The sequence below is a fragment of the Cyclobacteriaceae bacterium genome (assembly GCA_013141055.1).
In the GTDB taxonomy this organism is placed as follows: Bacteria; Bacteroidota; Bacteroidia; order Cytophagales; family Cyclobacteriaceae; genus ELB16-189.
The window spans coordinates 224,082-247,973 of record JABFRS010000001.1; the positions used below are offsets into that span (position 1 = coordinate 224,082).

At 40.1% G+C, this 23,892-nt stretch carries 22 protein-coding genes; 5 read left to right on the forward strand and 17 right to left on the reverse strand.

Annotated features, from left to right (window positions below; all coding sequences use genetic code 11):
• Positions 1-8: 8 nt before the first annotated feature.
• The 5 genes from HOP08_01045 to HOP08_01065 are packed head-to-tail and all read right to left on the reverse strand — an operon-like array spanning position 9 to position 6,952.
• A complete protein-coding gene (locus HOP08_01045; protein ID NOT73481.1) occupies positions 9-1,595 on the reverse strand; it encodes a hypothetical protein in 1,587 nt (528 codons plus the stop codon).
• 4 nt (positions 1,596-1,599) lie between these two features.
• Positions 1,600-2,376 carry a hypothetical protein gene (locus tag HOP08_01050; GenBank protein ID NOT73482.1) on the reverse strand — a complete coding sequence of 259 codons (777 nt, stop codon included), beginning with the start codon at positions 2,374-2,376 and terminating at the stop codon, positions 1,600-1,602.
• A 17-nt stretch (positions 2,377-2,393) separates the two neighbouring features.
• Positions 2,394-4,976 (reverse strand): polynucleotide kinase-phosphatase, encoded by a 2,583-nt coding sequence (locus HOP08_01055; protein NOT73483.1) that lies wholly within the window; start codon positions 4,974-4,976, stop codon positions 2,394-2,396.
• On the reverse strand, positions 4,969-6,372 hold the full coding sequence (locus HOP08_01060) for a 3' terminal RNA ribose 2'-O-methyltransferase Hen1 (protein NOT73484.1): 1,404 nt from the start codon (positions 6,370-6,372) through the stop codon (positions 4,969-4,971). Before HOP08_01060 ends, HOP08_01055 begins: the two co-directional genes overlap by 8 nt.
• A 1-nt stretch (position 6,373) precedes the next feature.
• Entirely contained in the window at positions 6,374-6,952 is a 579-nt protein-coding gene (locus tag HOP08_01065) for a hypothetical protein (protein NOT73485.1), read from the reverse strand.
• A 155-nt stretch (positions 6,953-7,107) separates the two neighbouring features.
• On the opposite strand from HOP08_01065, the gene HOP08_01070 reads away from it, so the two are divergent.
• From HOP08_01070 to HOP08_01085, 4 genes are all read left to right on the forward strand, one after another.
• Positions 7,108-8,133, forward strand: a complete 1,026-nt coding sequence (locus HOP08_01070) for a WYL domain-containing protein (GenBank protein NOT73486.1) — start codon at positions 7,108-7,110, stop codon at positions 8,131-8,133.
• A gap of 166 nt (positions 8,134-8,299) precedes the next feature.
• Positions 8,300-9,520 (forward strand): DUF2314 domain-containing protein, encoded by a 1,221-nt coding sequence (locus HOP08_01075; GenBank protein ID NOT73487.1) that lies wholly within the window; start codon positions 8,300-8,302, stop codon positions 9,518-9,520.
• Positions 9,521-9,728: 208 nt separating this feature from the next.
• Complete coding sequence (locus tag HOP08_01080; GenBank protein NOT73488.1) at positions 9,729-13,976, forward strand: hypothetical protein; 4,248 nt, start codon at positions 9,729-9,731, stop codon at positions 13,974-13,976.
• Positions 13,976-14,140: a hypothetical protein gene (locus HOP08_01085; protein ID NOT73489.1), complete on the forward strand. Its 165-nt coding sequence runs from the start codon at positions 13,976-13,978 to the stop codon at positions 14,138-14,140. Before HOP08_01080 ends, HOP08_01085 begins: the two co-directional genes overlap by 1 nt.
• 31 nt (positions 14,141-14,171) lie before the next feature.
• On the opposite strand, the gene HOP08_01090 is transcribed toward HOP08_01085, so the two are convergent.
• The 6 genes from HOP08_01090 to HOP08_01115 form a co-directional block, all read right to left on the reverse strand.
• The gene (locus HOP08_01090; GenBank protein NOT73490.1) at positions 14,172-14,321 is read right to left on the reverse strand and encodes a hypothetical protein; all 150 of its coding nucleotides are present in this window, start codon (positions 14,319-14,321) and stop codon (positions 14,172-14,174) included.
• A 238-nt stretch (positions 14,322-14,559) separates the two neighbouring features.
• Positions 14,560-15,483, reverse strand: coding sequence for a hypothetical protein (locus HOP08_01095; GenBank protein NOT73491.1), 924 nt, complete (start codon positions 15,481-15,483; stop codon positions 14,560-14,562).
• Between the two features lie 2 nt (positions 15,484-15,485).
• Positions 15,486-16,034 (reverse strand): YceI family protein, encoded by a 549-nt coding sequence (locus HOP08_01100; protein ID NOT73492.1) that lies wholly within the window; start codon positions 16,032-16,034, stop codon positions 15,486-15,488.
• Between the two features lie 29 nt (positions 16,035-16,063).
• On the reverse strand, positions 16,064-16,450 hold the full coding sequence (locus HOP08_01105; GenBank protein NOT73493.1) for a hypothetical protein: 387 nt from the start codon (positions 16,448-16,450) through the stop codon (positions 16,064-16,066).
• Between the two features lies 1 nt (position 16,451).
• On the reverse strand, positions 16,452-17,165 hold the full coding sequence (locus HOP08_01110) for a hypothetical protein (protein ID NOT73494.1): 714 nt from the start codon (positions 17,163-17,165) through the stop codon (positions 16,452-16,454).
• A 10-nt stretch (positions 17,166-17,175) separates the two neighbouring features.
• The gene (locus HOP08_01115) at positions 17,176-17,574 is read right to left on the reverse strand and encodes a hypothetical protein (protein ID NOT73495.1); all 399 of its coding nucleotides are present in this window, start codon (positions 17,572-17,574) and stop codon (positions 17,176-17,178) included.
• Positions 17,575-17,991: 417 nt separating this feature from the next.
• Here HOP08_01115 and HOP08_01120 point away from each other — a divergent pair, with 417 nt between their 5' ends.
• Complete coding sequence (locus tag HOP08_01120) at positions 17,992-19,539, forward strand: hypothetical protein (protein NOT73496.1); 1,548 nt, start codon at positions 17,992-17,994, stop codon at positions 19,537-19,539.
• A 20-nt stretch (positions 19,540-19,559) separates the two neighbouring features.
• On the opposite strand, the gene HOP08_01125 is transcribed toward HOP08_01120, so the two are convergent.
• The 6 genes from HOP08_01125 to HOP08_01150 form a co-directional block, all read right to left on the reverse strand.
• Positions 19,560-20,219 carry a cytochrome b/b6 domain-containing protein gene (locus HOP08_01125; protein NOT73497.1) on the reverse strand — a complete coding sequence of 220 codons (660 nt, stop codon included), beginning with the start codon at positions 20,217-20,219 and terminating at the stop codon, positions 19,560-19,562.
• Positions 20,220-20,231: 12 nt separating this feature from the next.
• Positions 20,232-21,497 (reverse strand): HAMP domain-containing histidine kinase, encoded by a 1,266-nt coding sequence (locus HOP08_01130; protein ID NOT73498.1) that lies wholly within the window; start codon positions 21,495-21,497, stop codon positions 20,232-20,234.
• Positions 21,494-22,168 carry a response regulator transcription factor gene (locus HOP08_01135; protein ID NOT73499.1) on the reverse strand — a complete coding sequence of 225 codons (675 nt, stop codon included), beginning with the start codon at positions 22,166-22,168 and terminating at the stop codon, positions 21,494-21,496. Before HOP08_01135 ends, HOP08_01130 begins: the two co-directional genes overlap by 4 nt.
• Before the next feature lie 119 nt (positions 22,169-22,287).
• Positions 22,288-22,509, reverse strand: a complete 222-nt coding sequence (locus tag HOP08_01140) for a DUF4266 domain-containing protein (protein NOT73500.1) — start codon at positions 22,507-22,509, stop codon at positions 22,288-22,290.
• Positions 22,510-22,513: 4 nt separating this feature from the next.
• Positions 22,514-23,443, reverse strand: coding sequence for an FAD:protein FMN transferase (locus tag HOP08_01145; protein NOT73501.1), 930 nt, complete (start codon positions 23,441-23,443; stop codon positions 22,514-22,516).
• 14 nt (positions 23,444-23,457) lie between these two features.
• Positions 23,458-23,892, reverse strand: a complete 435-nt coding sequence (locus HOP08_01150) for a thioredoxin family protein (protein NOT73502.1) — start codon at positions 23,890-23,892, stop codon at positions 23,458-23,460.

Here is a 23,892-nt window from a genome sequence, read left to right on the forward strand (position 1 = left end):
CAATCAAACTAATTTCTTGTTCTCCCTCGCCAATTGTTGTGCCAATAAATTTTAATTGCTCCTGTTTGCTCAACTGTACAATTAATTAAATCTATCGTTTTGATATTTCTCGCGGTGTTAATATGTATTGCAGCAATTAACTCAGGAATTAACCCTGAATGTCTGAGGTTACGAACCCTGTTATTTGAGTCATAAATAAAAATTCGTGCATACTTTACAGGAAGATAATTGTTTACAGAAAATACAGAATATTGTCGAGTAGTGAATTTCTTAACCTCATTAATTATCACCTTCAAATTCCGCCTTATAAAAAATACCTTATCTTCTTGCGGCACATGAGATAAAACAACACTTGCATCTCCAATAACCAAATACGAGCCTTTTGAATGATGGTATGAATCTCGAACTTCAATAAATCTTGGCGAACGCTTCTGCATTTGTAATCCGAAGGAGATCAGAAAGGCGTCTCTCATACCTCCAATTCTGTAGAATATTTTAGGTAAATTAACATTTGGACGAAAAGCAATTAAGTTATCCTCAAGTACATTAGCATAGTCAGTCAAATTTGTGGTTTTCACTTCTCTAAGCTCCCTTAAACGAACCCCATTAAATGCAGCCCATCCTGGCAATGCATGACTAGAAAGCAGTGAAATAAATATTCTATCATAATCCTGAGTCAAAGATTCGGCCAGGTATGCTGTATGAAAGCAATAAAATCTGACTTTGTCAAAATCTCTATTCTCATTCTTTACATAAACCGTTAATTGCCGTCTGTTACCAATTGCAGTTCCTTCAAATGTGTTCAACACCTGCCATCCGGGGCTTTGGCAAGTTGTCTTTAACTCTTCAGTAAGAAAAGCCCTTGGAATATTGAATCTTGGCTTTGTTGTGCTTTCGGATTTAGAAAAAAGAAATATCCTAAGAGCTAAACAAAAAGCATTGGTCATATCAACCAAGTCGTCAAATATCCTAATCACATCTCTTATCTGGAATTCTACACTATTCCCCTTCTTGTCAGTGTAAACAATACTATTTTGAGACGGCAGCGTTTTACCGTGACCAATACCGTTACGGAGTAAGCTGTTATACACATCTTGAATAAAACTAAATTCAGTTTTCTTCAACTCCTCGACAACATTGTACAAATCCAATCCCTCTGCCGATGCGCCTCTTTTTATCCGCTTATACTTTGCTGGAATAAATAAGAAAGAGTAAAATGGGGACTCGTAAATTCTCAAAAGGTTAAAATGAATTTGAGTGTCCATAAAATCCAGGGTCTCTAAATCATTAGCTGGTAGAATTGTGTCATGAATCGGCTTCACATCAATCTCATTAAGGATGTAGTTAGCGTTATTAATATCCTGTCCAAGATCATTAATTATGACTTCAAGAATTTCTGGGTTTTCTGAATTCGCTAGCTTTAAAAAATTCGAATAAACATCAAATGCGTTCCTATCGTAGAATTTCTTAGGACTCGAATTGACATAATGAATTAATGACAAATGATCCGTTTCAATTGACAATTGATTTAAAATCTGATTTTTCCAGAGAGAATGAAGACCTTTTGTTAAAGGATTTTCCTTAAGGATTTGCATAATCTTAAGTTTCTGATTTTAAGTATTCGGTTCTTCCTGGCGACAAAGTTTCGACTATGGACAAAATCTCATTGAAGTATTTCTTAACATCGAGATTTAGAATTTCGTCGAAAGGATATACAGATTTTACCTTGTTGATATCCTTTGAAAAACTTTTGAGATGAACAATGTCATTTCTCAGTTTCTTTAAATAGATTACTTTGTTGTAATTCTCTCTCTTAAGCTTAAAGCCAATATCTTGTAGAACTTTAATCTTTGCCTCCAATGTCAGCTCTCTCTCCATTTTTTCTTTAGCCATTTCTTGCTTATCAACAAGTGCATTGTCAGGAAGCATTTCATTTACGAGAGCCTCGATGGTCATAATAAGAAAAACTATTAAAGAGATCACATAAGTAAATTTTTTATGATGGAAATTGTTATCATATGTAACTAATGCGAAAGTTCCAGCCTGATAATTCTGCTTAAGAAACTCCTCTAATTGTGCCAGACTAACAAACTCCCTCTGCGCTAAATGAAGAAAGAGCGTAACCGGGTCAGGTAAATAACTTGAGTAGATGGAATTCTTAAATCTTAAAGGAACGGTTAGTAGTAATTCTTTTGCATCTTTATCAATCAGAACAATGTTGTTATGCTTTTTCTTATCAGGAATTTGATTAATCTGCTTTTTATTATTTTCAATAGGATTTGAATCTAAGGGTGCATGCGTTTGGCCATCCAAAGAATTTATTACATCATCAGTTACTGTGTAACAGAATCTTCTCTTAATCTTTATTTCATTCATTTCCATAGCTATTAAAGTCAAAGTCTCGGATCAATTTCCTCACTCTCCAATGCCAATACCCCAAACACACATTCATGTACCTTTCTCAAAGGTTCCTTCTTTACGAATCTCTCAAGAGACTCCACTCCTAGCGCAAACTCTCTCAATGCCAGAGACCTCTTCCCTGAAAGTCCCCTGCTCCTTAACCTCACTACATTTTCTGGCGCAGAATATTCAGGTCCATAAATAATTCTCAGGTACTCCTTACCCCTGCATTTTATCGCTGGCTGAACAAGATCCTTCTTGCCTCGCGCAACGAAATCAAATGGCTTAATTACCATTCCCTCACCGCCAGCTTCCGTCAGATTTGTCCACCAGGAAACAACATCGTTCACATCGTTCTCATTGTTAATATCCACAATCCTATAAGGGGTCGCCATTAATAGTTCACTATCAGCCTTGCAGATTGTTTCGATCTCACTCATGTGCCACACATGGTCTTTATCAATGTGCACCGCTCCTTGAGTCGCTAATATGTGAAAAGGAGCGAGCTTATATCCATTCAACCCATTTACCGGCCAGCAATAGCCTCTGTAAGCATCCACGAAATCAGAAACCATTTCAATTTTGGTTTCGAATTTTGTCAACAAAGTTCCAATGCCTTCAATCTTCCTTGTGGCAGTTTGTCTTAAGCGACTAACCACGTTCTTCAATGCCGAAGAAGCGGCCGCACCAACTGAAGCATACTGATCCTTCAACAACGACTGGGCTTTTGCAGACCAAGGCATTAATTCTGCATCAAGACAAACCCAATCCGTGTTGAATTTGTCCCAAAATCCGGAGCTGGTCAATGCAGCGTTAACACGTCCAATGAATTGCTTCTCTAATTCTGTATCATTGAAAAAATTCCTTCCCGTACGTGTATAACAGACACCAATTCCTTCATTCTCAATGCCAAATCTCTTGAGCACGGTCTTTTCATCCTTGCAGATAATCAGAATTGCGCGTGATCCCATGTGCTTTTCTTCGCATACGACTCTCTCGATTCCCTGACCTCTGAAATATTTTAGTGCCTCCGAAGGATGCTCGAGATATCCTTCCAACTCGCTTGTTTCTGACGGAGACATCGTGGGTGGTAAGTAGATGAGCCACTTCGGATTTAACGCAAAACGGCTCATCACTTCCAATGCTGCAATTGAATTTTCTTCTCTTACCGTGATGTTGTTTCTCAGACGCGTACTAATAATACGCTTTCCAATAACATCATCGATGTCCAGCAGATCATCATGCTCATGTTGCTGGGACGTCGAGCTGGCTGCTTTCCAGTTCAACGGCCTTGCGGGCTCACAATAGACTCGTTTCGCATCAACAGAAACAAGCTCTTCTTCCGGATAGCGTAATGCTGACAACTTTCCTCCAAACACGCAGCCAGTATCAATGTCAATTGTCCTGTTGAACCATTGAGGTTCCGGCACAGGTGTATGTCCATACACAACCATAGCTTTCCCACGATATTCAGATGCCCAGTTAAATCTAACCGGCAATCCAAATTCATCGGTTTCGCCCGTAGTCTCCCCGAACATGCAGAAAGATCTAACTGCTCCGCTACCCCTGCCCTGCATTTCTTCTTTCAAACCAGCGTGAGCAACAACTAGCCTTCCATTGTCAAATACATAATGACTGACAAGACCATATAGAAATTCCCTCACCTGATTTTTGAAATGATCGTTCTCTTTACTCAACTGCTCTACAGTAAGAGCCAAGCCATGCTTTAACTGAACATCTTTTCCAATAAGAAATTTCTGAAGCTTCATGTCATGGTTTCCTGGAACACAATAGGCAACTCTGGAATTCACCATGCTCATCACCAATCGCAACACAGAAGGTGAATCGGGTCCTCGGTCAACAAGATCACCAAGAAAAACCGCGGTTCGACTTTCTGGTGCGATCACTGCAAAACCGAAATTCGTTTGATCTTCTGGTACACGTTGAATCTCATAACCCAGCTTGGTCAACAGTTCAGTAAGTTCCTGAAAGCATCCGTGAACATCGCCGATAATATCAAATGGCCCTTTAACATCTCTCTTGTCATTGTAGAGCTTATCTCTTTTGATCAGGTCAATGGATTCAATTTCCTCAACGGAATCCAGAACGAAGATGTGCCTGAAGCCTTCGCCTTTCAGTTTCTTAATCGACCGTCTTAATTGAACTCGTTGCTGCCTTACAACATGCTTACCAAAATTTCTGTCAGCACGAAGCTCATTCCTTTCTTCGCATATTTTTTCCGGTACATCCAGAACGATTGCAACAGGAAGACAATGAAAGTCTTTTGCCAATTGAACTAATGGCCTCCTCGCTTCTTCCTGGACATTGGTTGCATCAATAACTGTAAGCAAGCCATTCTTCAGGCGCTTACGAGCGATGTAATACAATACATCAAATGCATCGTCAGTTGCTGACTGACTATTCTCATCATCAGACACGATCCCTCTGCACTTATCTGAAGAAAGTACTTCGGTTTCCTTAAAGTGCTTCCTGGCAAATGAAGACTTACCCGAACCAGAAATTCCGATCAGTACAACAAGTGAAAGTTCAGGTATCTTTAATTCAGTATTACTCATTTCCTATCATTTTAAAAATTGCCATCTGCGATGGTGCTCCAATATTTTCGACCTCTTCACCTATCGGTTTGAATTCAACATTATATCCATTCTTTACAGCGACACTATTACTCCACTTCTCAAACTCAAATCTTGTCCACTCAAATCGGTGGTCAGTATGTCTCATTTGCTTCACATTCATTTTCTCAAAAAGAATATTGTATTCACGATTGGGAGTAGTAATAATCACAGTTTTAGGTCGAGCAAATTCAAACACTACTCTCTCGAGTGCTTTCAATCTATTCGGATCCAAATGTTCGATCACCTCCACAATTGCTGCTGCATCAAAGCCCTCTAATCGTTTGTCCCTATAGGTAAGCGCTCCCTGGATCAATTCAATTCGTTCCTTTTGCTTTGGAGCCATTTCTTGAATCCGCAGACGCTGACTCGCTTTCTCCAGCTCACGGAAAGCGACATCAACTCCTAATATTCGACTGAACTGTTTCTCCGATAATAACATTCTCAACAGCTTACCCTCGCCACAACCGAGATCAACAACCGTTTTTGCACCGGAATCAACGATCTCGTTTAACACATTTCTCAGCCTCTTATAGTGAAGTGTCTCCTTTACGATATCTCCCTCGTTTTCATCTTCTATCCTGTCTTCTATTATTTCATCTACCTCAACCAACCTGTCGAGTGCATTTCTTGTTAAACCACCAAGACCTTTCAGATAGCGCCTGGTAATTTGTTCCTTTTCGGGATGTGACGTTAACCAGTCCTTACCCTTATCAAGTAATTTTTCAACTTCCTGCTTTCCCACCCAATAGTGCTTCTCTGAATCGAGTGTGGGAATCAGAACATATAAGTGTGTTAATACTTCCTTCAGCTTAAAATTTCCTGAGAGCTTCAAGGTGAAATACTTGCTCATTCCCCACTCCGGAAATTTCGAATCGAGTTCATGCCTTTCGAGAGCAACTTCATACCCAAGTGGTTCAAAGAATTTCCTGATGATGACATCCCCACCTTTAGGAGCAGGAATCACGGATATCTCAATCTCAAATGGCATCACCTGATCTACCAGCTCAGGATGTTTATTGCATGTTCCATTCATGGCAGTGGAAAATGCCTTGGAAATTGCTACGCTCATAAACGACGAAGCCACGTAGGGCCTGTCGTTCACATAATGTTGTAATGAGAATGAATCATCTCCGCTCCTGCCGGAATTTCTAACAAGTCCGATCGGATCGATATCAAGCAATAACGCGACAGTACATCTCTCATCCGTCGCATGAGGATAGAAGATATGCGCCAATCCATTGGATAAATCCACACTTTGCAACTTATCAGGATGCTTATGAAGCAGATGACTGAGATCTCTTGCGTTATTATGTGTCGTTGAAATAGTCAGTAACATTTCAATTCATTAATTTACTATACAAAACGGTCCACCACTTCTTCTTTGAGACAACAGTAGACGTGATCAACTCGCTTTCAATTTTTCGAAACGATTTAATTTGAAAATCCGGATTCATTTTCTCCTGAAGCTCAATTTCATTTAAGAGTTCCTGAGCATCGGATTTCAGTTCACTCGATAAATCAGACAAAGACCGTCCGGAATATTCTGGTTCTTCAAAGTCAAACATGTAATATCCGATCCCCTGGAGAAATGGATAGTCATCATAGCCAAGATCGTAATAAAAATCGTGAAGAATCCGATCCCTAGTTTCCTTTCCCATGATGAGGGCTCTAAGATTTGCCTTGATTTTCCAAAGCATAAATTCATTCTCATCAAAATGCGGTACAAATATCTTATTGAATTCGTAATGGGCTCCTTTTTGGTTGTAATTAAAAGAAAACACAGCTAGTGCAAGTTCATCATTAAGGTTATCCAGCAGGTCCCCTTGTGAATAAAGCCATTGCTCAAATTCTTTAAGGGGAATTTCCTCTTCAATAGTCATGAAGATCCGTTCTTTTAGGGTTAGTTGTGGTTCCATATTCTTTTTTTCTTGTCAAAACCACCCCTTCTTTTTGAAGGGGTGGGCAGCTTTTTTGCCTCGCTTGCCAATTGACGATTCAAATATTGGAGGCAACTACGCAGCCTTTTTGCGTAGTTGAATATATTTTCACTTATTTCATAAAAATCTTCTCCATGCCTGTAAACAGAAACGCCCTCATCAGATTCAGGACAATTGACAATTGTCTTCGAAATTCGGCCCGAAAGTGGACTTTAGAGGATTTGATTGAGGCATGTTCGGAGGCACTATACGAATATGAGGGCATAGACAAAGGCGTGAGTACCAGGACCGTTCAGATGGACATCCAGCTTATGAGAAGTGATAAGCTCGGGTACAATGCACCCATTGTGGTAAGTAATAAGAAGCATTACTCCTACAGTGATCCCAAATTCTCGATCACCAATAATCCGCTTTCCGGCGGAGACCTGGACAAGCTCACGGAAGTGGTTGACATCCTCAGGCATTTTAAACGATTCTCTCACTTTCAGGAAATGGTTGGGATGATCCATCGTCTGGAGGACAAAGTCAACAGCGCGAAAGGCAAGGGAAAGTCCATTGTACATTTGGAGACAAATGAGAACCTGCGAGGAATTGAATTTATCGATTCGGTCTATCAGTCGATAAAGAATAAGCAGGTACTTTTATTAACTTACCAATCATTTAAAGCAAGAACACCAAACGTGTTCAGCTTCCATGCCTATCTGCTTAAAGAATATCGAAATCGCTGGTTCGTATTGGGAAGAAAAAGCAGTAAAGAACCTCTAGTGAATTTAGCCCTGGACCGAATTAAAGAAATCAAGATTGCTGAAGAAGTAAAATATATTGATAATCTTGCGTTTGATGCAGATGAGTATTATAAAGATGTGATTGGAGTTACCGTAAATGAAGGAAACCGTCCTCAACTCGTTCATCTTGCTATTGATCGAACTAACGCGCCGTATGTGATCACCAAGCCCTTGCATCACACACAAAAAGTTGTGGCCAAATCCGCTGACGGCATTGAGATTACAATTGAAGTCATTTTAAACTTTGAATTAGAAAGGGAGATATTGGGGTTTGGTGATTCGATTGTGGTATTGAAGCCTCAACGACTAAGGGAAAGGATTCATAAGAAGTTTGAGACTGCTATATCTAAATACACTCAAGAAACAAAAATCTAACGACGATAAACTTTAATTAATTACCATAATCATGCTAAGACTTTACATCGCCTATTGTCTAACATCCCTCTGTTTTTTTTCGATTTCATGCTCCTCCAATGAATCAAAAACGACAATTAAAAAAGAAAAGATCAGTGTTCTAAATACTAATTTCTACAGTGCAGTAATGATTTTTATTGATGATGAAAATCTAACTGAACAAACGGTTATTAATGCGCTGACGTTAAGCTTGCCGAGATTTAAGCATGTTGAAGCCTTTCCGGATTCAATACTCCACGATGGCTACAATGTTCGAATCCTTGCAAGTGGTGATGAAGGCTTTTTTATACCCGACACGTCTATGATCTACGTTAAGGAATATTTATCAAAAGACGAATTAAAAGCTCTTCAAAAATCGTCGGGTGCGATTGATCTCACTTTCTTTGGAACACCTGAAGATGTGATTGAAAAACAGCTTTTGATTTCTAAAACAGTAGCATCATTGACCAATGGTAAACAGGTAATTATTGGCGACCTAAACACATTTCAATTTTATTCTAATGAAGAGTGGAATAAGCATCGAATTTCCAACTTCATGGATTCGATAAAAGATATAACAAATCAGATTACAGTACATCTATATCGCGATGAAAATCAATTGTGCAGAGCCGTAACGTTAGGGATGAATAAATTCTGTTTACCGGAACTGTCCATAAAGGGTTTTACGTGTTCAGATCAGAACACATTTGGAAATCTTATCAATGCCGCGGCGCAAACAATGGCTGAAAATCCAATTATAAATGACGATTTGACTTTAGACATAGATTTGACAAAAATCAAGAATCAACATGTCCGCGAGCATCTTATGACTGATCTTTATGCTAACTCGAAGAAAGCCGCAACTATAAAATTACAGGCAGTTGATCCAGAGGAAGGAGATAATGATTCGCCTCAGTTTGTTTTCATGTTTGACAATCCGACTTACGCGTCTTCATATGAAGCACAAAATGCAGTCGTGGACAGCCTGTTTGGATCCACAGATGCAATTGAATATACCGACCATGATGATGAATTAATTTCGGCAAGCCAAAAAGCACGCAAGCGTCTTCCTGAATTAAAGCAGATGTTTCTCGATGGGTTAAAACCAGGTTATGCGATAATGATCAAACTTCCATTCAAGGTTGATGACGGAGTGGGCAATGAATGGATGTGGGTAGAAGTGACATCGTGGTCTGATAAAGAGAATACCGGAATTCTTCAAAATGAGCCTTTCAATATCAAGGACCTAAAGGTTGGAGCTATCGTGAATTTCGATGAAGCACAAATTTTTGATTACATCCTGAACAACCCAGATGGGACATCCGAAGGAAATACAACTGGAGATATTATTGAGAAGAGAAATCAATGAACTTGAAAGGTTTATTGTGGATTTCCTTAGATCATTTATCAAACCAGTGATCGAATTAGTTCAATAACCAAGAACCTGAGAACAGTTGTTAAGAGAAAGATTATAAAATGGCTAAAAATCAAGATATTAGATTGTCAATCGGCAACCACTAAAATCATTTTTTAGTTGAATTGACGCAAACGCTATCATCAACCTTCTGCCCACCACCTTGACAGATTCTAATTTCGATCCAATTCAGAACCGGGACGCCTGGGCCTCCATCAGAGGGTTCGTATATCAGGTTGATATAACAATTCTGAGATGGATTTGTCTTAACGAAGATCAAATACTTGAACTTGAGGCTGGGGAGGATATCGATATCATAGGTGCCAATATTAATGGCCAATCTGAAAGACAGTTAGAGCAGATAAAGTTTAGAGAATCAAATCTTACTCTTAATTCCGAAATTGTAATTGAATTGCTGGTGAATTTTTGCAATCACCGCATCAATAATCCAGATACAAAAATTCTATTCAGGTATGTCACAAACGCGAACTATTCAACAGAGAGGCCAGCACTTTTTCTAGATGGCAAAGGCGGAATCGAAACTTGGATTGAACTTAGATCCCTGGCAGCCATTCCTCCAGATGACGAAAGATTTATTACCATTTATAATCACTTTCAATCGCTTCTCACGGAAACAATTGGAAGTAACGAAAAAAAAGAAGAAAAATCCCAATTTAGGATAGCCTTAGATTTCATTTCAAAAAAATCTAATTTCATTGACTTGATCCGTGACTTTGAATGGAGTCTGAATAACAAAGCGGAAAAAACACTTCTTGATGAAATTCAAAAGATCCTCGCAGAAAAAAGATTAGTTCCTGAAGGAGCAGACATCAACAATGTATACAAGAACTTATTCGTATTCATTTTTAAATTATTATCCCAGAAGGGTTTAAAGTCTCTCAATAGAAATCAACTAACAAGTTGCATTCAATCCACGCTCAGCGAAGGCGACCTAGCAATTTTTAGCTTTATCACAGAAACCTTTCAGACCCTCAATCGCAGAGTATTAAAATTAGAGGAAAAACTGGCCTTAGAGTCAGTTGACATTCAATCACTTCAATCTGGACTAAGCAATGCAAATACGCAAATTGGTAAGTTTGATTTACTGCGCGTAAATTTTTCCTCTCAATTACCTCTTGAAATTCAAAATGGGTCACGTAGAGAGAAGAAAGTTCAAGAAATCAACATACTAAAAAATCAAACTACTTGGATTTTCTTTCATGGCATTAATGGAACGGGAAAATCTCAACTCGCTGCACTTATCTGTTTATCATCCAGCAGCTATTGGTGGCTCGATTTACGAGGGTTTAAAGACGACTATCAAAAGTCTACTTCACAAATTTTACTTTTCATGGAATGGGTTTCCAAAGTTCCTTTGGAAACCCATTTACCTTCCTGGCTTAACAAAGTAAAAGAAAAAATACCCGCCGGATCGGTAATTATATTTAATGATCTACCCACTTTATCAAATGACTCGTTGGGTGATTTACTAGTCCACCTCACTAACGCTTTTCAAGAGTCAGGTATAAACCTTTTAACCACTTCGAATTCACGATTACCCGTAGCAATAAAAGAGAAAATCAATCCCAAAAGAATTGTTGAATACGATGATTTTTCATTTGATACAGAGGAGGTGCGAGAATGCCTAATAAATAATGGCGCAGACGACAAAGTCTTAAATTATTCTTCTCTCATATGTTCAATTTGCCACAAGAACCCTAGGTTAATTAATTCCGCTATACAACACCTTAAAAGTATAAATTGGGGAAAAGATTCTTCTGATCTATTCGAAGTATTAATTAAAAAAGAATTTCAACATGATATAATTGAAGATACTCAAAGATCGATAAAGAAATTTATCACTAACGAGTACTCCAGAGAACTTTTATACAGATTAAGTTTAATTACCTGGGATTTCCGCATTGAGGATATCGATGCTGTATGCGAAATCGAGATTAAAATCAATCTACCAGGAGATAAATTAATCGATCTTACCAATTCATGGATTCAACAGCAAACTACAAACTTCTATTATGTCTCTCCAATTATTCATGATCTTGGAAAGAAAGTCCTGAGCAAAGATCAAGTTCAAAACATCTATTTTGCGCTAGGCAAATCCATCATATCCGGACCACTACTTGATACGGTAACTGCCAGTAGAGCCATCAACTGTTTTATTCAAGCTGATCAAACTGATATGGCCGGACAAATATTAATCAACGTATACAGGTCCGCAAAAAATGCTAACGAAATAAAAACACTCAAAGAATGGGGATTTACAAACTACTGGATGACGACACCATTTCCATCCAATATGAACGTCGCCCTACGATGTTTCATTATTAACGAACAAATTAGGACACAAACCCTTTTGAAAAATAATACCAAAAAACTAGTAGACAAATTAATTCAACTTTCTAATGACCCTGGCAACACAGCCTCGACCAAGGCAATTGTTCTTTTGATGTGCCTTAATCATATTAAATCATCACCCCAAATTTTTCTATACAAACTTCAGGAATTGGCAACTATAAATTTCACGGATTCTCCAGAAGTCAGAAACCTGTTATCAACTAACACCTTAATGCCAATTCTATGGAGCGAAGCTCAATTCATAACTTTAGAAACCGATATTATTAAATGGCTAAAGCTAATATTCAAGTTTGAAAAGCTATTAGCACTTAATCTGACCACGGACTCAATTGCTAAATCAGGAATAGTCATGATTTGTAGTAAAATTAGTGATCGGGCAAATAAAGACGACGATGAACCAAAAAAAATCAAAGTTTTAAAAACGCTGGAGAAATTATCGTCTCTTGTAAGTATTGAAAAAGATGAGACATTAAACGCAATCATTAATCGAAGTATTATTCTCTTTCACGTTGAAAAGTTAGGTAACGAAAATGCCGCAATATCCCGATCCGAAAAGATCCTTTCAAAGTTAAAAAATCCAGAAGCAAAATACACCATATTTAAAACTTTGGGGACGTATTACTTCTATTCTAAGGAGAAAGTAAAGAGCGCCTCCTGGATCAGAAATGCAATTGAAACAAATTCAATCACAGCGTCAGATTTTCCTGAACTACTCATTTTTAATGCTTCCGTTATTTCTTCTTCTGAACCGGGAGAGGCCGTTGCCAATTGCCTAAGAGCCGTAAAGATCTCTTCAAAATCTAAGTATTATTCAGAATTAGACTTTTTAGGAGTACAATGCGAATTAGGAATAAGCTACTGGCTTAATGATAACCTGTTGGCGTCATTTGAGGTATTTGAGGTAGTAGTAGAGAAATTATTCGACCTAAAAAATATTGAAACCTATGATTGGAAAAGATTTTACCAGCTGATCGGACATTCCTTAGGCTACATCGCCGCGCTAATATTGGACAAACGAACTCCTCTTCTTAATGGTGAGCCTTTTTTCAAGCCCTATCAAGGGATGTTCATGACAAAAAATAATGAAATAGCTAAACTATATAACGAGGCTGATGATCCTGCCATATTAGTTCAAATGGCCTTCTTTGCTGAAGGTCTAGGAAATATGCCAAAAGCATATTTCTGGTCAGTTAAAGCTTTTGATCTTTCGAGAAAAATTAAAAGCGATCGAATGCTCACGATGGTGTCAACAACCTGTTCCCACCATTTCATTTTAAATGACAAATTCGAGGAGGCCCTCGAATCGACATTGTTAGCAACCGCTATTTCATCACATTTTCAGGAAAGCTCGGATAAGCGCTATGAAACGCTTAAAAAAATTGATCTAACAACTTTTCTCTCCAAAAAACCAGATCCAAAATGGGACACTGCCGAAGACACAACAATTACTTTCGCAGTAACTCCAATGTTTATTCGCATTTTGTTGCTATCAATTGAGAACGCATCGGACAAGAAGATCAAAATAAAAAGGTTCCTTAAGATGGTACATGGATACCAGTCCAAAGCATCAGACAAAGAAAGTTGGAAATCACTAGCCAACATCACTGAAAATATTCTCAATAATAAAATTTCCATTGCTGAACTAATTGAACAAATTAAAGTCTTTGGTCAATCCAATAAAAGAAATTTTCAGATGCTTGCGTGTTTAGGTATAATTTCATTGTCGAAAGATCCTAAAATTATCGTTGAGCAACTCATAAATGTCTGTCCGATAATACTACAAACTAATCGAAAGAGCATTAACAAATACTTAATTATACCATTTGTCAAGAATCGAATGATATTTGCATGGCGTGAATTCTTTATTGGCGAAAAAGAAGATCTTGAAAAAGAAATCAAAGTTATTCAATATATCGATCCGAGCCTTCCTAACGCTTGTCAACAAATCATCAATCCAATCCTGTCTGAACTTGGAATTAAACTTTCAACTGAACGAAAAGCTTGGTTAGATAATGTGTCACAAAACGAAAACGTGTAATTATTTCGTTCGCTGGAATTACAGTTGAATATAGTCTTACTCCATTTAGTCAAACCCTAATACCAATAATTTCATCACTTGGACGATGGGTTGATAAGAATGAAAAGAAATTGCAGGCAATAATTTTAAAAAGGAAAGATATCCTCATCAGGAAACGCTCTTAAGGTTTGCCGATCCTTAATTACATTGGATCAATTATAGGTTGGTGGGACGAATATTATTAATTACATAAATCATGTCAGGTATAGAGTAGTTGAGGACATGAAAATGACGGTTATCACCTTTTGACGGAAGATTGAGACCACTCACATCAACGACCGATACAATATCTTCTTCAACTTGCATTAATGAACTGAATAACTAACTTTGTTAAGTAATGAAAAACAATCAGCTTCGGATTGTTTAGGGATCGTTCGAGATGATTCGGTAATAACTGGTACGAATTTGTTACTTTGTGATTGTAACAAAAAGATATTCAAGCACAAGAATATTCTGCATCGGCAAGTGATAGTCAGAACGGCTTGACTACCGGCGAGGTGTTAGTGACAAAATCGTATCTGACAATTTGAAACGCACTCAGATATCATCTGCCCACTGATTTACCTGGTGGGATATTTTTCGGCTTAACAATCGTGAAGACCCTGGAAATTGTAAAGCCAAACCGTATGTCTCCTTTAAAGAAGTCACCATTGGTTTCCGAAATGAAACTTCGCTCCGTCATGCCGGCAGAGTTGGTGAAATTCAATTGAAAGACGTGACCACCCGTTTCTATATCAAACCCGATCGCGAAGGAGTTATAGGTGCCCGGTAATTTATAATCCGGCAATTGGTAATAATATTCCGCATTAAGACTAATTCTCTTGCTTAACTTAATTCTGCCACCCGCTCCAATGGCGTAGATATCATTAGGATCCGTTGCTCCCTCTACGAGATTATAGTGAATGATCGTGGGCATAATCTGCAAAGACAGGCTCTCACTAAATTTTCTTGCGATTAGTAGTTGGCCGGAATAAAACAAATTTGATTCCAGGTAATTGATTCGTGTCGGGTCCGAGAAATTCAGTGTCTTGTACATGACCGATGCAGTGGCACTTATGGAAACAGGAGTATTCCTGCTGCCGGAAGATTGTCTTACTAATTTATACTTTGTGAATCCATCATATTGCTTTTGATAAGTACTTCTGCCAACCCCAATCATCCATCGTTTTGTCAAGCCGTAGTCTAGGCCTATCCGCATAGTAGCCTGATCCAAACCCCAAAGTTCATAGGGTCCGCTGCTTATAAATCCAAATCGATGGGAGATCCGCAAGTCAAGAACTCCCGCTGCCACGTTCTCGATGGAATGTCCGTTGATAATACGGGTGGTCTTAAATGTTGCCGTCGCATAGTCCGGCTTTCTGTCTTTCTCTGACTCCTGTTCCAACATTTTCATCATGTCGTCCTGTGAGACGCCAGGTACAGAAATAGATAAGCCGCCAACAAGCAGCAGAAGAATAAAACATCTCATGATTATGGTTTAGGTTGATAGGTAGCGTTGACGTCAATTTCAATGGTTTCTGCAATCTTTCCCGCTACAAGCGCAGGGATCTCAATCTTGTAGTCGGCAAGTTTTATGGTAAATAACCCTTTGAGTGAAATTGAGCCTTTCAGAATCGTGAGTTCACCCGCTGTCTGCACGTGCTGTTTCACTCCATGCATGGTGAGGTCGCCTTCCACTGTGGCAGGATAACGTCCATCTTTTTTAAAGTCAACTTTTGCAAGGTTTGTGATCTTACCCTGAAAAGTAGATTTTGGAAACTTGTTGGACTCCATATAATTTTCATTAAAATGTTCCTCCATTAGCGCGCGGTCAAAATGAAAGCTCTTTACCAAAACAGCAAACCCCACCTCTCCTGTACCCGTATTTAAAATGCTTGTTACCTCGTTGTTGGTGCCATCGATATTCTCCATGTTGGTCTTTGAAAAGAAAGAGACTTTGGCACTTCGGGTCATATATAATTGAGCAAATGCGGTAGCGCATTGAATCAGGAGAGCCGATAGAAATATTACCTTTTTCATATTATTCTTCTTTTAATGTTGGGCTTTTTTTAATTGTTTAACGCGCCTGCTGTAATCCAGTCCTGTATTTGCTTAATCTGACAGGCCGACATTTTATTTCCTCCTTTCGGCATTGGCGAAAAGCCTCCTGTATAATTGATGCTGCCGATCAAGCTTCCCGACTTGACATATTTGGATACTTCCAGATAAGTGTCCAGCTTAATGCCACCCGACGGCGATGTTCCTCCATGACAGTTGTTGCAGTTGGTCGTCAACATGGGTAGCACTGTTGCATTGAAGGTTGGATTAGTAACTGCTACACACGTTGCCTCACCGGGATACAATATTTTTTCCTTGTCGTAATAGCATCCTGAGACAAGCATAAAAAGAAATACTGCTAATAAGTGTGAACAGAACATGGACGATTGATATCTCATACTAGTTATTTAAGGCCCCTGCTGCAATCCAGTTTTTAAGTTGGGTAATCTGACAATCCGAAAGTTTGCCGCCTTTTGGCATCGCTGAAAAGCCTGTAGCCTGGGTTACACTTCCTATCAGTTTTCCATTTGATACTTGGGTCTTTATGTTGGCATAGGTTGCGAGATCTATGTTACCGCCGAGTGATCTCGAATTATGACACCCGACGCAGCTCGTCAGCAGCATGGGTTGAATGATGGTTGCGAAATTGCTTTTCGCAGGATCGCATGAACAATTGCAGTTAACTGTATTCTTGGCTCCCTGATTGATCCATGCGGCAATTGAATCTTTTTGACTTTTTGAAAGCGGCGCTCCTGGCGGCATCAGTTCCTCGCCTGAAGCAAAAAGTACTTTATATAGTTTACTCCCATTGGCATTGCCTGGCGAAATTCCTCGCCTTACAATGTTTGCGTAATTATCCAGGACATAACCTTCCCGTTTTGAATTGGAGTCATGGCATCCCGTGTTGGCACACGAAGATTGAAAAATGGGTAGCACACTGCTTTGAAAACAAATCGACCCTGTTGTCTCACAGCCCGGGGTAGTTGCCTGCCCTCCATTGAGCGCCGCGGGGTCGATAAAGGGTTGATGAATACACGAGTTAAGGATTACGACAAACAGCAGCGTGAAAATCAATACACCCTGTACGCTTCTCGAATGAAAATCGATTGTCATTTTGAATTATTTATTTTTTAATAATCTCCGCTCTGCTGATCACAACATCGGAGAGGTACCCCATGCAAAATCCGCGAATGGTGATGGTTGAACCCATTTGAACATTCTCAAAGTGTTCAAGCGTACAGCTAACACCAAAGAAATCATCCTTGCCTTTCAGCACGATGACGGGCTTACTATCCTTGTTTTCAAACAGCATCCCAACCGTACCGGTCACTTCTACTATCTTATCCAGATATTTTTGATTACTTCCTTGTTCATCCTTCACATATTGAGTGAATAACTCCTGGGCCGTGACTATCAATGCCGTGTTTTCAAAAAGAGAGCGATGTTTTTTATTATAGAGATTGTAACCGATAACGACGACTACCATCGTGGCAACAGCAATAATTGAAAGTGTCATCTTCATATAATCCTCCGAATTGTTTTGCAATAACTCTAAATGAAAATTGAATATTACTTTACTCCCGTAATAAAATGCAAATAGACGCCAGTCTACATTAGTAAGCGATGAAGTGAATTCATTTCAAGAAATAATTCAGATCAATTCTGAATGCTTTCTGAATTTCTAATCAATCACTTATTTTGATCCGTGAGAGTGTTATTCATACAATAACGTTTGCAATCCTGAAGACTTCCTGAACGATCAAAGTATTCATATTGACCCAGGTCTATTCATTCATCATTCCATTCATTCATCTTAACCTGAATATTATTCATTCAACCGAATCCTGAATTGGATTTGAAAAGCAAGTCTGCTGATTTGCTTCATCGTTGCTATCGACAGACGAAGGCAATGTGATCACCCTACTAACCTCCTATGATTATGAAGCCAACATATCTTCGTGTATCAATGTTCATGATTTCACTGACTCTTGGCGCTTGCCTTCATGAGCCGGCTCCTACCTGCGAAGGAGTGGAACTCAAAGTTGAATTAATAAAAACAGATGCAGACCCCGGGCAAACCAATGGAACGATCATTGTAATTGTTGATGGTCCCGCAAAATTCTTCACCTATAGCATTAACAACTCGGAGTTTCAAGCGAGCAATAAATTTACAGGCCTCGACTCAGGGAACTATACCGTCACCGCGAAGAACTCCTGGGGATGTAAAAGCCATCTTGCGATTGCCATCAAGAAAGTCTATCAGGATCCGTGCGTGGGTGTCGTATTCAGCACATCTGCAATCGACGCTTCGCTTGGCAAATCTGATGGTAGTATTACCGCAACACTGACGGGTGGAACAGGCTATAGCTTCAGCTTAAACAATGGTCCTTTTCAAACAAGCAAACAATTCAGTGGTCTTCCAGCAGGAATTTATACCATCGCGGCGAAAGGAAGTAACGGATGTTCTTTTACCTCGCAGGCAACTATCGCCGATGTGAATGTGTGCGCAGGTCTTACTGTTGCTGTAACAGCAACCTCCACCAGTCCAGGTTTGAACCAGAGTAATGGTCAAGTCGTTGCCTCGGCTACAGGTGGTAGCGGATTTACATTTAGCATTAATGGGGGCGCCTTTCAAACTACCGGAACATTCAACGGCCTTGCTGCGGGAAATTATTCTATCACCGCAAAAAATTCCAATGGATGTACCGGCACAACTCAAGTTGCGATTGGCTCTACCAATCCATGTGTTGGCGTAACGGTTATGGTAACAGGTACTGTAACGGGTGCCACCGTTGGTCAGTCTGACGGAAGCATAACGGCATCTGCCGCAGGGGGATCAGGGTTCACTTTTAATCTGAATAATGGATCTTACCAAACGAATGGAACCTTCATTGGATTACCGGCGGGTAATTATACTATTGGAGCAAAGAATTCAAGCGGTTGCCTCGGCTCAGCAGCTTTCACCATCAGCAGCGTTAATCCCTGTGCAGCGATTTCGTTGACAATCGCCAGCACGGTGGTTGCTTCCAACAATTGCGTGACGCCTGGTACGGGCACTATCACTGCCACTGCTTCAGGATCTACCGGATTCATGTATAACATTAATAACGGGACCTATCAAAGTTCAGGTTTGTTTGCTTCGCTCAGCCCTGGCACTTACTCGGTTGGGGCAAAAGATGTCAACGGCTGCACCTCCTCGGTGAGTGTTTCAGTTGGTACCGTTCCGCCAGGAGTTAATTTTGCAGCCGTCAAAGTACTGATTCAAACACGATGTAGCGGCAGTGGTTGTCATACCAATGGGCAGTCACAAAAGGGCTTCAATTTTGATACGGACTGCAAGATTGTAAATGCCTGGAGTGGCATCAATGGATCAACCATTACGGGGACACTAAACAAAATGCCGATATCTCCTCAGGCAAATCTGACTACTGCCGAAAAGCAATTGATTATCAATTGGGTCAACGCGGGACATGGATTCAGCAACTGATATCCTGTATCATGTCAACTTTACTTTCTCCCGTGGATCATTCTGGAAACAATACCCTGATATTTTCCCATATCGGCCATGATGACGCCAATGAGATGAATGAGGATGTAAGCATAGACTGCGTATTGAAGAAATTCATGCACCTCTTTGATCGCTTCGTGAAAAGGCTTGAGAAAGCCGGCATCTTCAAACGCCAGTCCCAAACCAGTTAATCCCATTAAAAAGAAAATGATATAGAATAGTAGATAGCCGGATTTCACAGAAAGATAGTGGCGCCGATCCTGATGTTCGGAAGATTTCGGAATGACCCCAAGAGCATTCTTAATTTTACTAACTAACCGATCGTCTTTTGCACGGGCGATTTCAATTATGATCCTTGATAGCAGCAAAAAGCACAATCCATAACCGACCCATTTGTGAGCCATCCATAGCTTGTCACTGTATTCATGCGCCACGGCCCTTGCCTGATCGCTGGTTACTTCAATTCCTTTTCGTTGAAGCTGTTCCTGAACCATTTCTATATTATTTCGTGTCCTGAACATGGTGGATCCGAACAGCACAAGAACGATCGAAGCTGTGATGGTGATGGCTGTTAACCAGTGCCAAAGCCGGAGTACTCCAGAGTAAGGCTGGTTGAATGAAATTTCGTTTTTAACTTCATGGGTATTTTCACTGGCCATACTTGAAAGGGTTTAGTTTTGGAACTGAATGGTGAAACAGTGTGTGGTATTGATGTATGAATATTCAATCCGAAAGCCGCTGACATCACATATTTTCTTAATGATCGACATTCCAAGTCCGCTGCCCAGGGTTGTTTTTGACTCGCGGTGGAATCGTTGAAAGATTTTATCTGGCTGCTCCAGTGGGGGTCCACTGTTATTGACCTTGAGTTGAGAAGCAGAGACCTCGATTGTTACAGAGCCAGATTCGGGCGTGTGACGAATAGCATTCGAAATAAGGTTACTGGCTAATACTTCCAGGAGAATCGGATTCGCTGTAAGTAGTAAGGGTTGAACAATGTCTATCTTAATTCGGAGTCGCTTTTCCTCAGCCTGCCGACGATAGGTTTCAATAGACTTATCAATTAGGCTAGCAAGCTCAATTTTTTCCAGGTCAAAGAACTGCCTGTTTTCAATTTTTGACAACAATAGAAGATTCTTGTTAAGACGCGTGATGCGATCGAGGGCATCGAACAAGGAACCTACCAGTTCGGCCTGTTCCTCAGTAAGCTCTTTCGTTTGGGCGAGCAACTCCAATTTGGACTTGCAGATAGCCAAAGGTGTTTGCAGTTCATGTGACGCATTCTCGGTAAATTCCTTTTGACTAAAGAAAGTCTCCTGGCTCTTCTGGACAAGTTGCATTAATACAAGACCAAGATCTCTAAACTCTGCCGTAGAACTTGGGGGCAATTCCAATGCATTGCCCTGATCGATTTTATATTTTTTAAGACGATCCAGAATCAGATAAAATGGACCCCAAACGGTTTTAGTAAGGCGACGGTTGATAAAAATAAGGCCACCTACCAGTAAACCAAGCATGAGGAGTTGTATACTCATAATGGCTCCGATCAAGCGAGTGCTATTGAGTAGCGACTCCTTTATTTGAAGTTCGTAGTTACGACCATCCACGGTAACGCCTGTCCTGAATATCCGATGAGGGACAACCGCTGCGGCACTACTATCATACCGTCCTTGCGTGAAGAGCGAATCATTAGCAGGAAGAACCTCAACAGGAACTAGCGTAAATTCCTTATTCATGAGGCGATAGAACTCAATACTTTCCTTCGTATTTATATATGCCAGGGATTGGCTAAAATCTCTTTTATGTGCAATGAGTTCATCATCCCTGTCATGTTCAATTAAATATTTAATTGAAAAATAAAATAACGGGGTGCACGATAATACCAGGAGTATTGAATACTGAAGATAGTTTTTAATAGTGCGGTTTAACAACTTCATGCTTCGAACTTATACCCCAGACCGTAGATGGTTTTAATATAATCCGGGCAGTGTGCTTCGGTAAGTTTCTTCTTCAGGTTCTTCATGTGAGCATAGATAAAATCGAAATTATCGAATACTTCTGCATCGTCACCCGATAGATGTTCTGCAATGGCATTCTTGGTAACGACTCTATTCTTGTTTGAGATCACAAATAAAAGTAGGTCATATTCCTTTCTGGTAACGTCCACCACGGTCTTATTTACCTTGACGGTCTTGCTGAGGAGATCAATGGTAATTTCGTGTACTGAAATAGTATTGTTCCCATCAAAGCGTCGTCGTCGTATGACCGCTGACACACGTGCCCCCAGTTCTGAAAGATTAAACGGTTTGGGGATATAATCATCCGCGCCGAGGTTAAGACCCTTTATTTTATCATCCAAAGAGTTTCTGGCTGAGATGATAATGACACCATCCATCTTCTTTTCTGCTTTCAGCTCTTCCAAAATCTGCAATCCATTTCCGTCTGGAAGAGAAATATCCAATAGAATACAATCGTAGTCATGCGCCAGAATTTTTTCTCTAGCGTCGCCAGCGGTGTACGCTACTTCGCACACATAACTTTCCTGCCGCAGGTATTGGACGATACTTTTGGCCATTTCACGCTCGTCTTCGACGATAAGTATTTTCATAATGATTCGCAGTAAGTAACGTCATTTAAGTGTTCCTCATGATGCATTTACACACGAGTGGACACCAAAAATGATCCATGACTATAAAGGAACAGCGCAATTCTGAAACGAATCTGAATTTAGTTGCAGCCGCAACCACCACCGTTCTTGCCGCCATTTGCGCCTGAGGCCCCTTCCCTGTAGAGTTGAAAGCTCGTTTCGAACTTTTGAATTTTTCGCGTGGCGAGCTCCATTTCCGAATCATTGAGATGCGCCTTCTGGTATTCTTTCACGGATACACAACTCGTAAGACCCGAAGACAGAAGCGCAACGGCAACAATAGTTTTCTTGTTTATTTTCATACAATCACGCAGTTAGGTTAATATTTTTAGAAGTATACAGTTGGTTGTTTTCATCGATCACGATGCAGGCAATATTTTTTACTTGATTAATAAGGCTTAATCCGGCTTTGATCCCCATTACCATAATCGGCGTTGCCATTGCATCGGCTATTTCAGCGCTGGCACAGATCACCGTAACGCTCCTGATGCCGTGTACAGGATACCCGGTTTTTGGATCAATCGTATGAGAATACCGAACCCCGTCGATCACCACATACTTCTCATAATTTCCGGACGTAGCTACCGATGTATCTTTCAGTTGCAAGGAGGCAAAGGGATAATCCTTTTTCTCCGGATCAGCGATACCAACGGTCCATGGATGTCCCCCGGGTTGAGCACCCCACACCGTCAGGTCACCTGCCGCGTTGACAATACCACTGGTAATGCCGGCCTTTTTCATCACTATTTTTGCTTGGTCAGCGGCATATCCTTTTCCAATTCCTCCAAAGCCAATACGCATTCCTTTTTCTTTCAAAAAGATAGTATGCCTTCCCCGGTCCAGGACTACGTTTCGGAAATTTATCAGGTGAACCATTTTCCTGGCGGTTCCTTTGTCCGGAAGCGATGTCATATTGCGATCAAAATTCCAAAGACTTTTATCCATAGAGCCATAGGTAATATCAAAAGCACCCTGTGTCAAAGCAGAGATTCGCAGGGACCTCTCTACGAGACCAAAAAATTCCGGATCGACGATCACCGGGCTTATCCCTGCACTGGCATTAACACTGTTAGTCTGACTGTTCTCCTTGTAGGTTGTGAACAATGCTTCAATACGCCTTACCTCTTTCACACCTTCATCAATCGCAGCAAGAGCAAGTGCCTCATTGTCTGCCACGGCTGAAAACTCAAAATGATTTCCCATGAGTTTTAATCCCTTGCTGAAGACTTGAGTCATGTCCGTGACCATCTTTACTTTCCTGAAAGTGTTTGATTCAGATCTGCCAGGAATTTATCCTGGCTTGCAAATACGTATCCATCCCATTCTTTCAGGACCGTTCCGTCTGCATTCAATAATAAAGTCAGCGGAAATTTGCCCATCGGATTATATCGTTCAGCCAAATCCTCATTATGTTTTGTCTGGTCCTTGGAGAGTTGATTTTTCCTGGATCTTGGAAAATCGGCACGAACCAGAATCAGATTTTTTGAAGCAACCGTTGCAAAATGTTCGCTTTCAAATACTTCTTTCTTCATCTTGATACAGGGCCCACACCAATCGGAACCTGAAAAATTCAACAAAATGTATTTGTCCTCCCTGACGGCACTAGCTTTTGCCAGTTCAAAATTAACCAGCCACTCTGGAGGTGTAAAGAATAACAATAGGATACTGACAATGATGAGTTTCAT

Bases quoted from the DNA above. Each gene is read 5' to 3' on its own strand.
- HOP08_01045 (NOT73481.1), bottom strand. From the start codon at position 1,595: ATGCAAATCCTTAAGGAAAATCCTTTAACAAAAGGTCTTCATTCTCTC.
- HOP08_01050 (NOT73482.1), bottom strand. From the start codon at position 2,376: ATGAATGAAATAAAGATTAAGAGAAGATTCTGTTACACAGTAACTGAT.
- HOP08_01055 (NOT73483.1), bottom strand. From the start codon at position 4,976: ATGAGTAATACTGAATTAAAGATACCTGAACTTTCACTTGTTGTACTG.
- HOP08_01060 (NOT73484.1), bottom strand. From the start codon at position 6,372: ATGTTACTGACTATTTCAACGACACATAATAACGCAAGAGATCTCAGT.
- HOP08_01065 (NOT73485.1), bottom strand. From the start codon at position 6,952: ATGGAACCACAACTAACCCTAAAAGAACGGATCTTCATGACTATTGAA.
- HOP08_01070 (NOT73486.1), top strand. From the start codon at position 7,108: ATGCCTGTAAACAGAAACGCCCTCATCAGATTCAGGACAATTGACAAT.
- HOP08_01075 (NOT73487.1), top strand. From the start codon at position 8,300: ATGATTTTTATTGATGATGAAAATCTAACTGAACAAACGGTTATTAAT.
- HOP08_01090 (NOT73490.1), bottom strand. From the start codon at position 14,321: ATGCAAGTTGAAGAAGATATTGTATCGGTCGTTGATGTGAGTGGTCTC.
- HOP08_01095 (NOT73491.1), bottom strand. From the start codon at position 15,483: ATGAGATGTTTTATTCTTCTGCTGCTTGTTGGCGGCTTATCTATTTCT.
- HOP08_01100 (NOT73492.1), bottom strand. From the start codon at position 16,034: ATGAAAAAGGTAATATTTCTATCGGCTCTCCTGATTCAATGCGCTACC.
- HOP08_01105 (NOT73493.1), bottom strand. From the start codon at position 16,450: ATGAGATATCAATCGTCCATGTTCTGTTCACACTTATTAGCAGTATTT.
- HOP08_01110 (NOT73494.1), bottom strand. From the start codon at position 17,165: ATGACAATCGATTTTCATTCGAGAAGCGTACAGGGTGTATTGATTTTC.
- HOP08_01115 (NOT73495.1), bottom strand. From the start codon at position 17,574: ATGAAGATGACACTTTCAATTATTGCTGTTGCCACGATGGTAGTCGTC.
- HOP08_01120 (NOT73496.1), top strand. From the start codon at position 17,992: ATGAAGCCAACATATCTTCGTGTATCAATGTTCATGATTTCACTGACT.
- HOP08_01125 (NOT73497.1), bottom strand. From the start codon at position 20,219: ATGGCCAGTGAAAATACCCATGAAGTTAAAAACGAAATTTCATTCAAC.
- HOP08_01130 (NOT73498.1), bottom strand. From the start codon at position 21,497: ATGAAGTTGTTAAACCGCACTATTAAAAACTATCTTCAGTATTCAATA.
- HOP08_01135 (NOT73499.1), bottom strand. From the start codon at position 22,168: ATGAAAATACTTATCGTCGAAGACGAGCGTGAAATGGCCAAAAGTATC.
- HOP08_01140 (NOT73500.1), bottom strand. From the start codon at position 22,509: ATGAAAATAAACAAGAAAACTATTGTTGCCGTTGCGCTTCTGTCTTCG.
- HOP08_01145 (NOT73501.1), bottom strand. From the start codon at position 23,443: ATGACTCAAGTCTTCAGCAAGGGATTAAAACTCATGGGAAATCATTTT.
- HOP08_01150 (NOT73502.1), bottom strand. From the start codon at position 23,892: ATGAAACTCATCATTGTCAGTATCCTATTGTTATTCTTTACACCTCCA.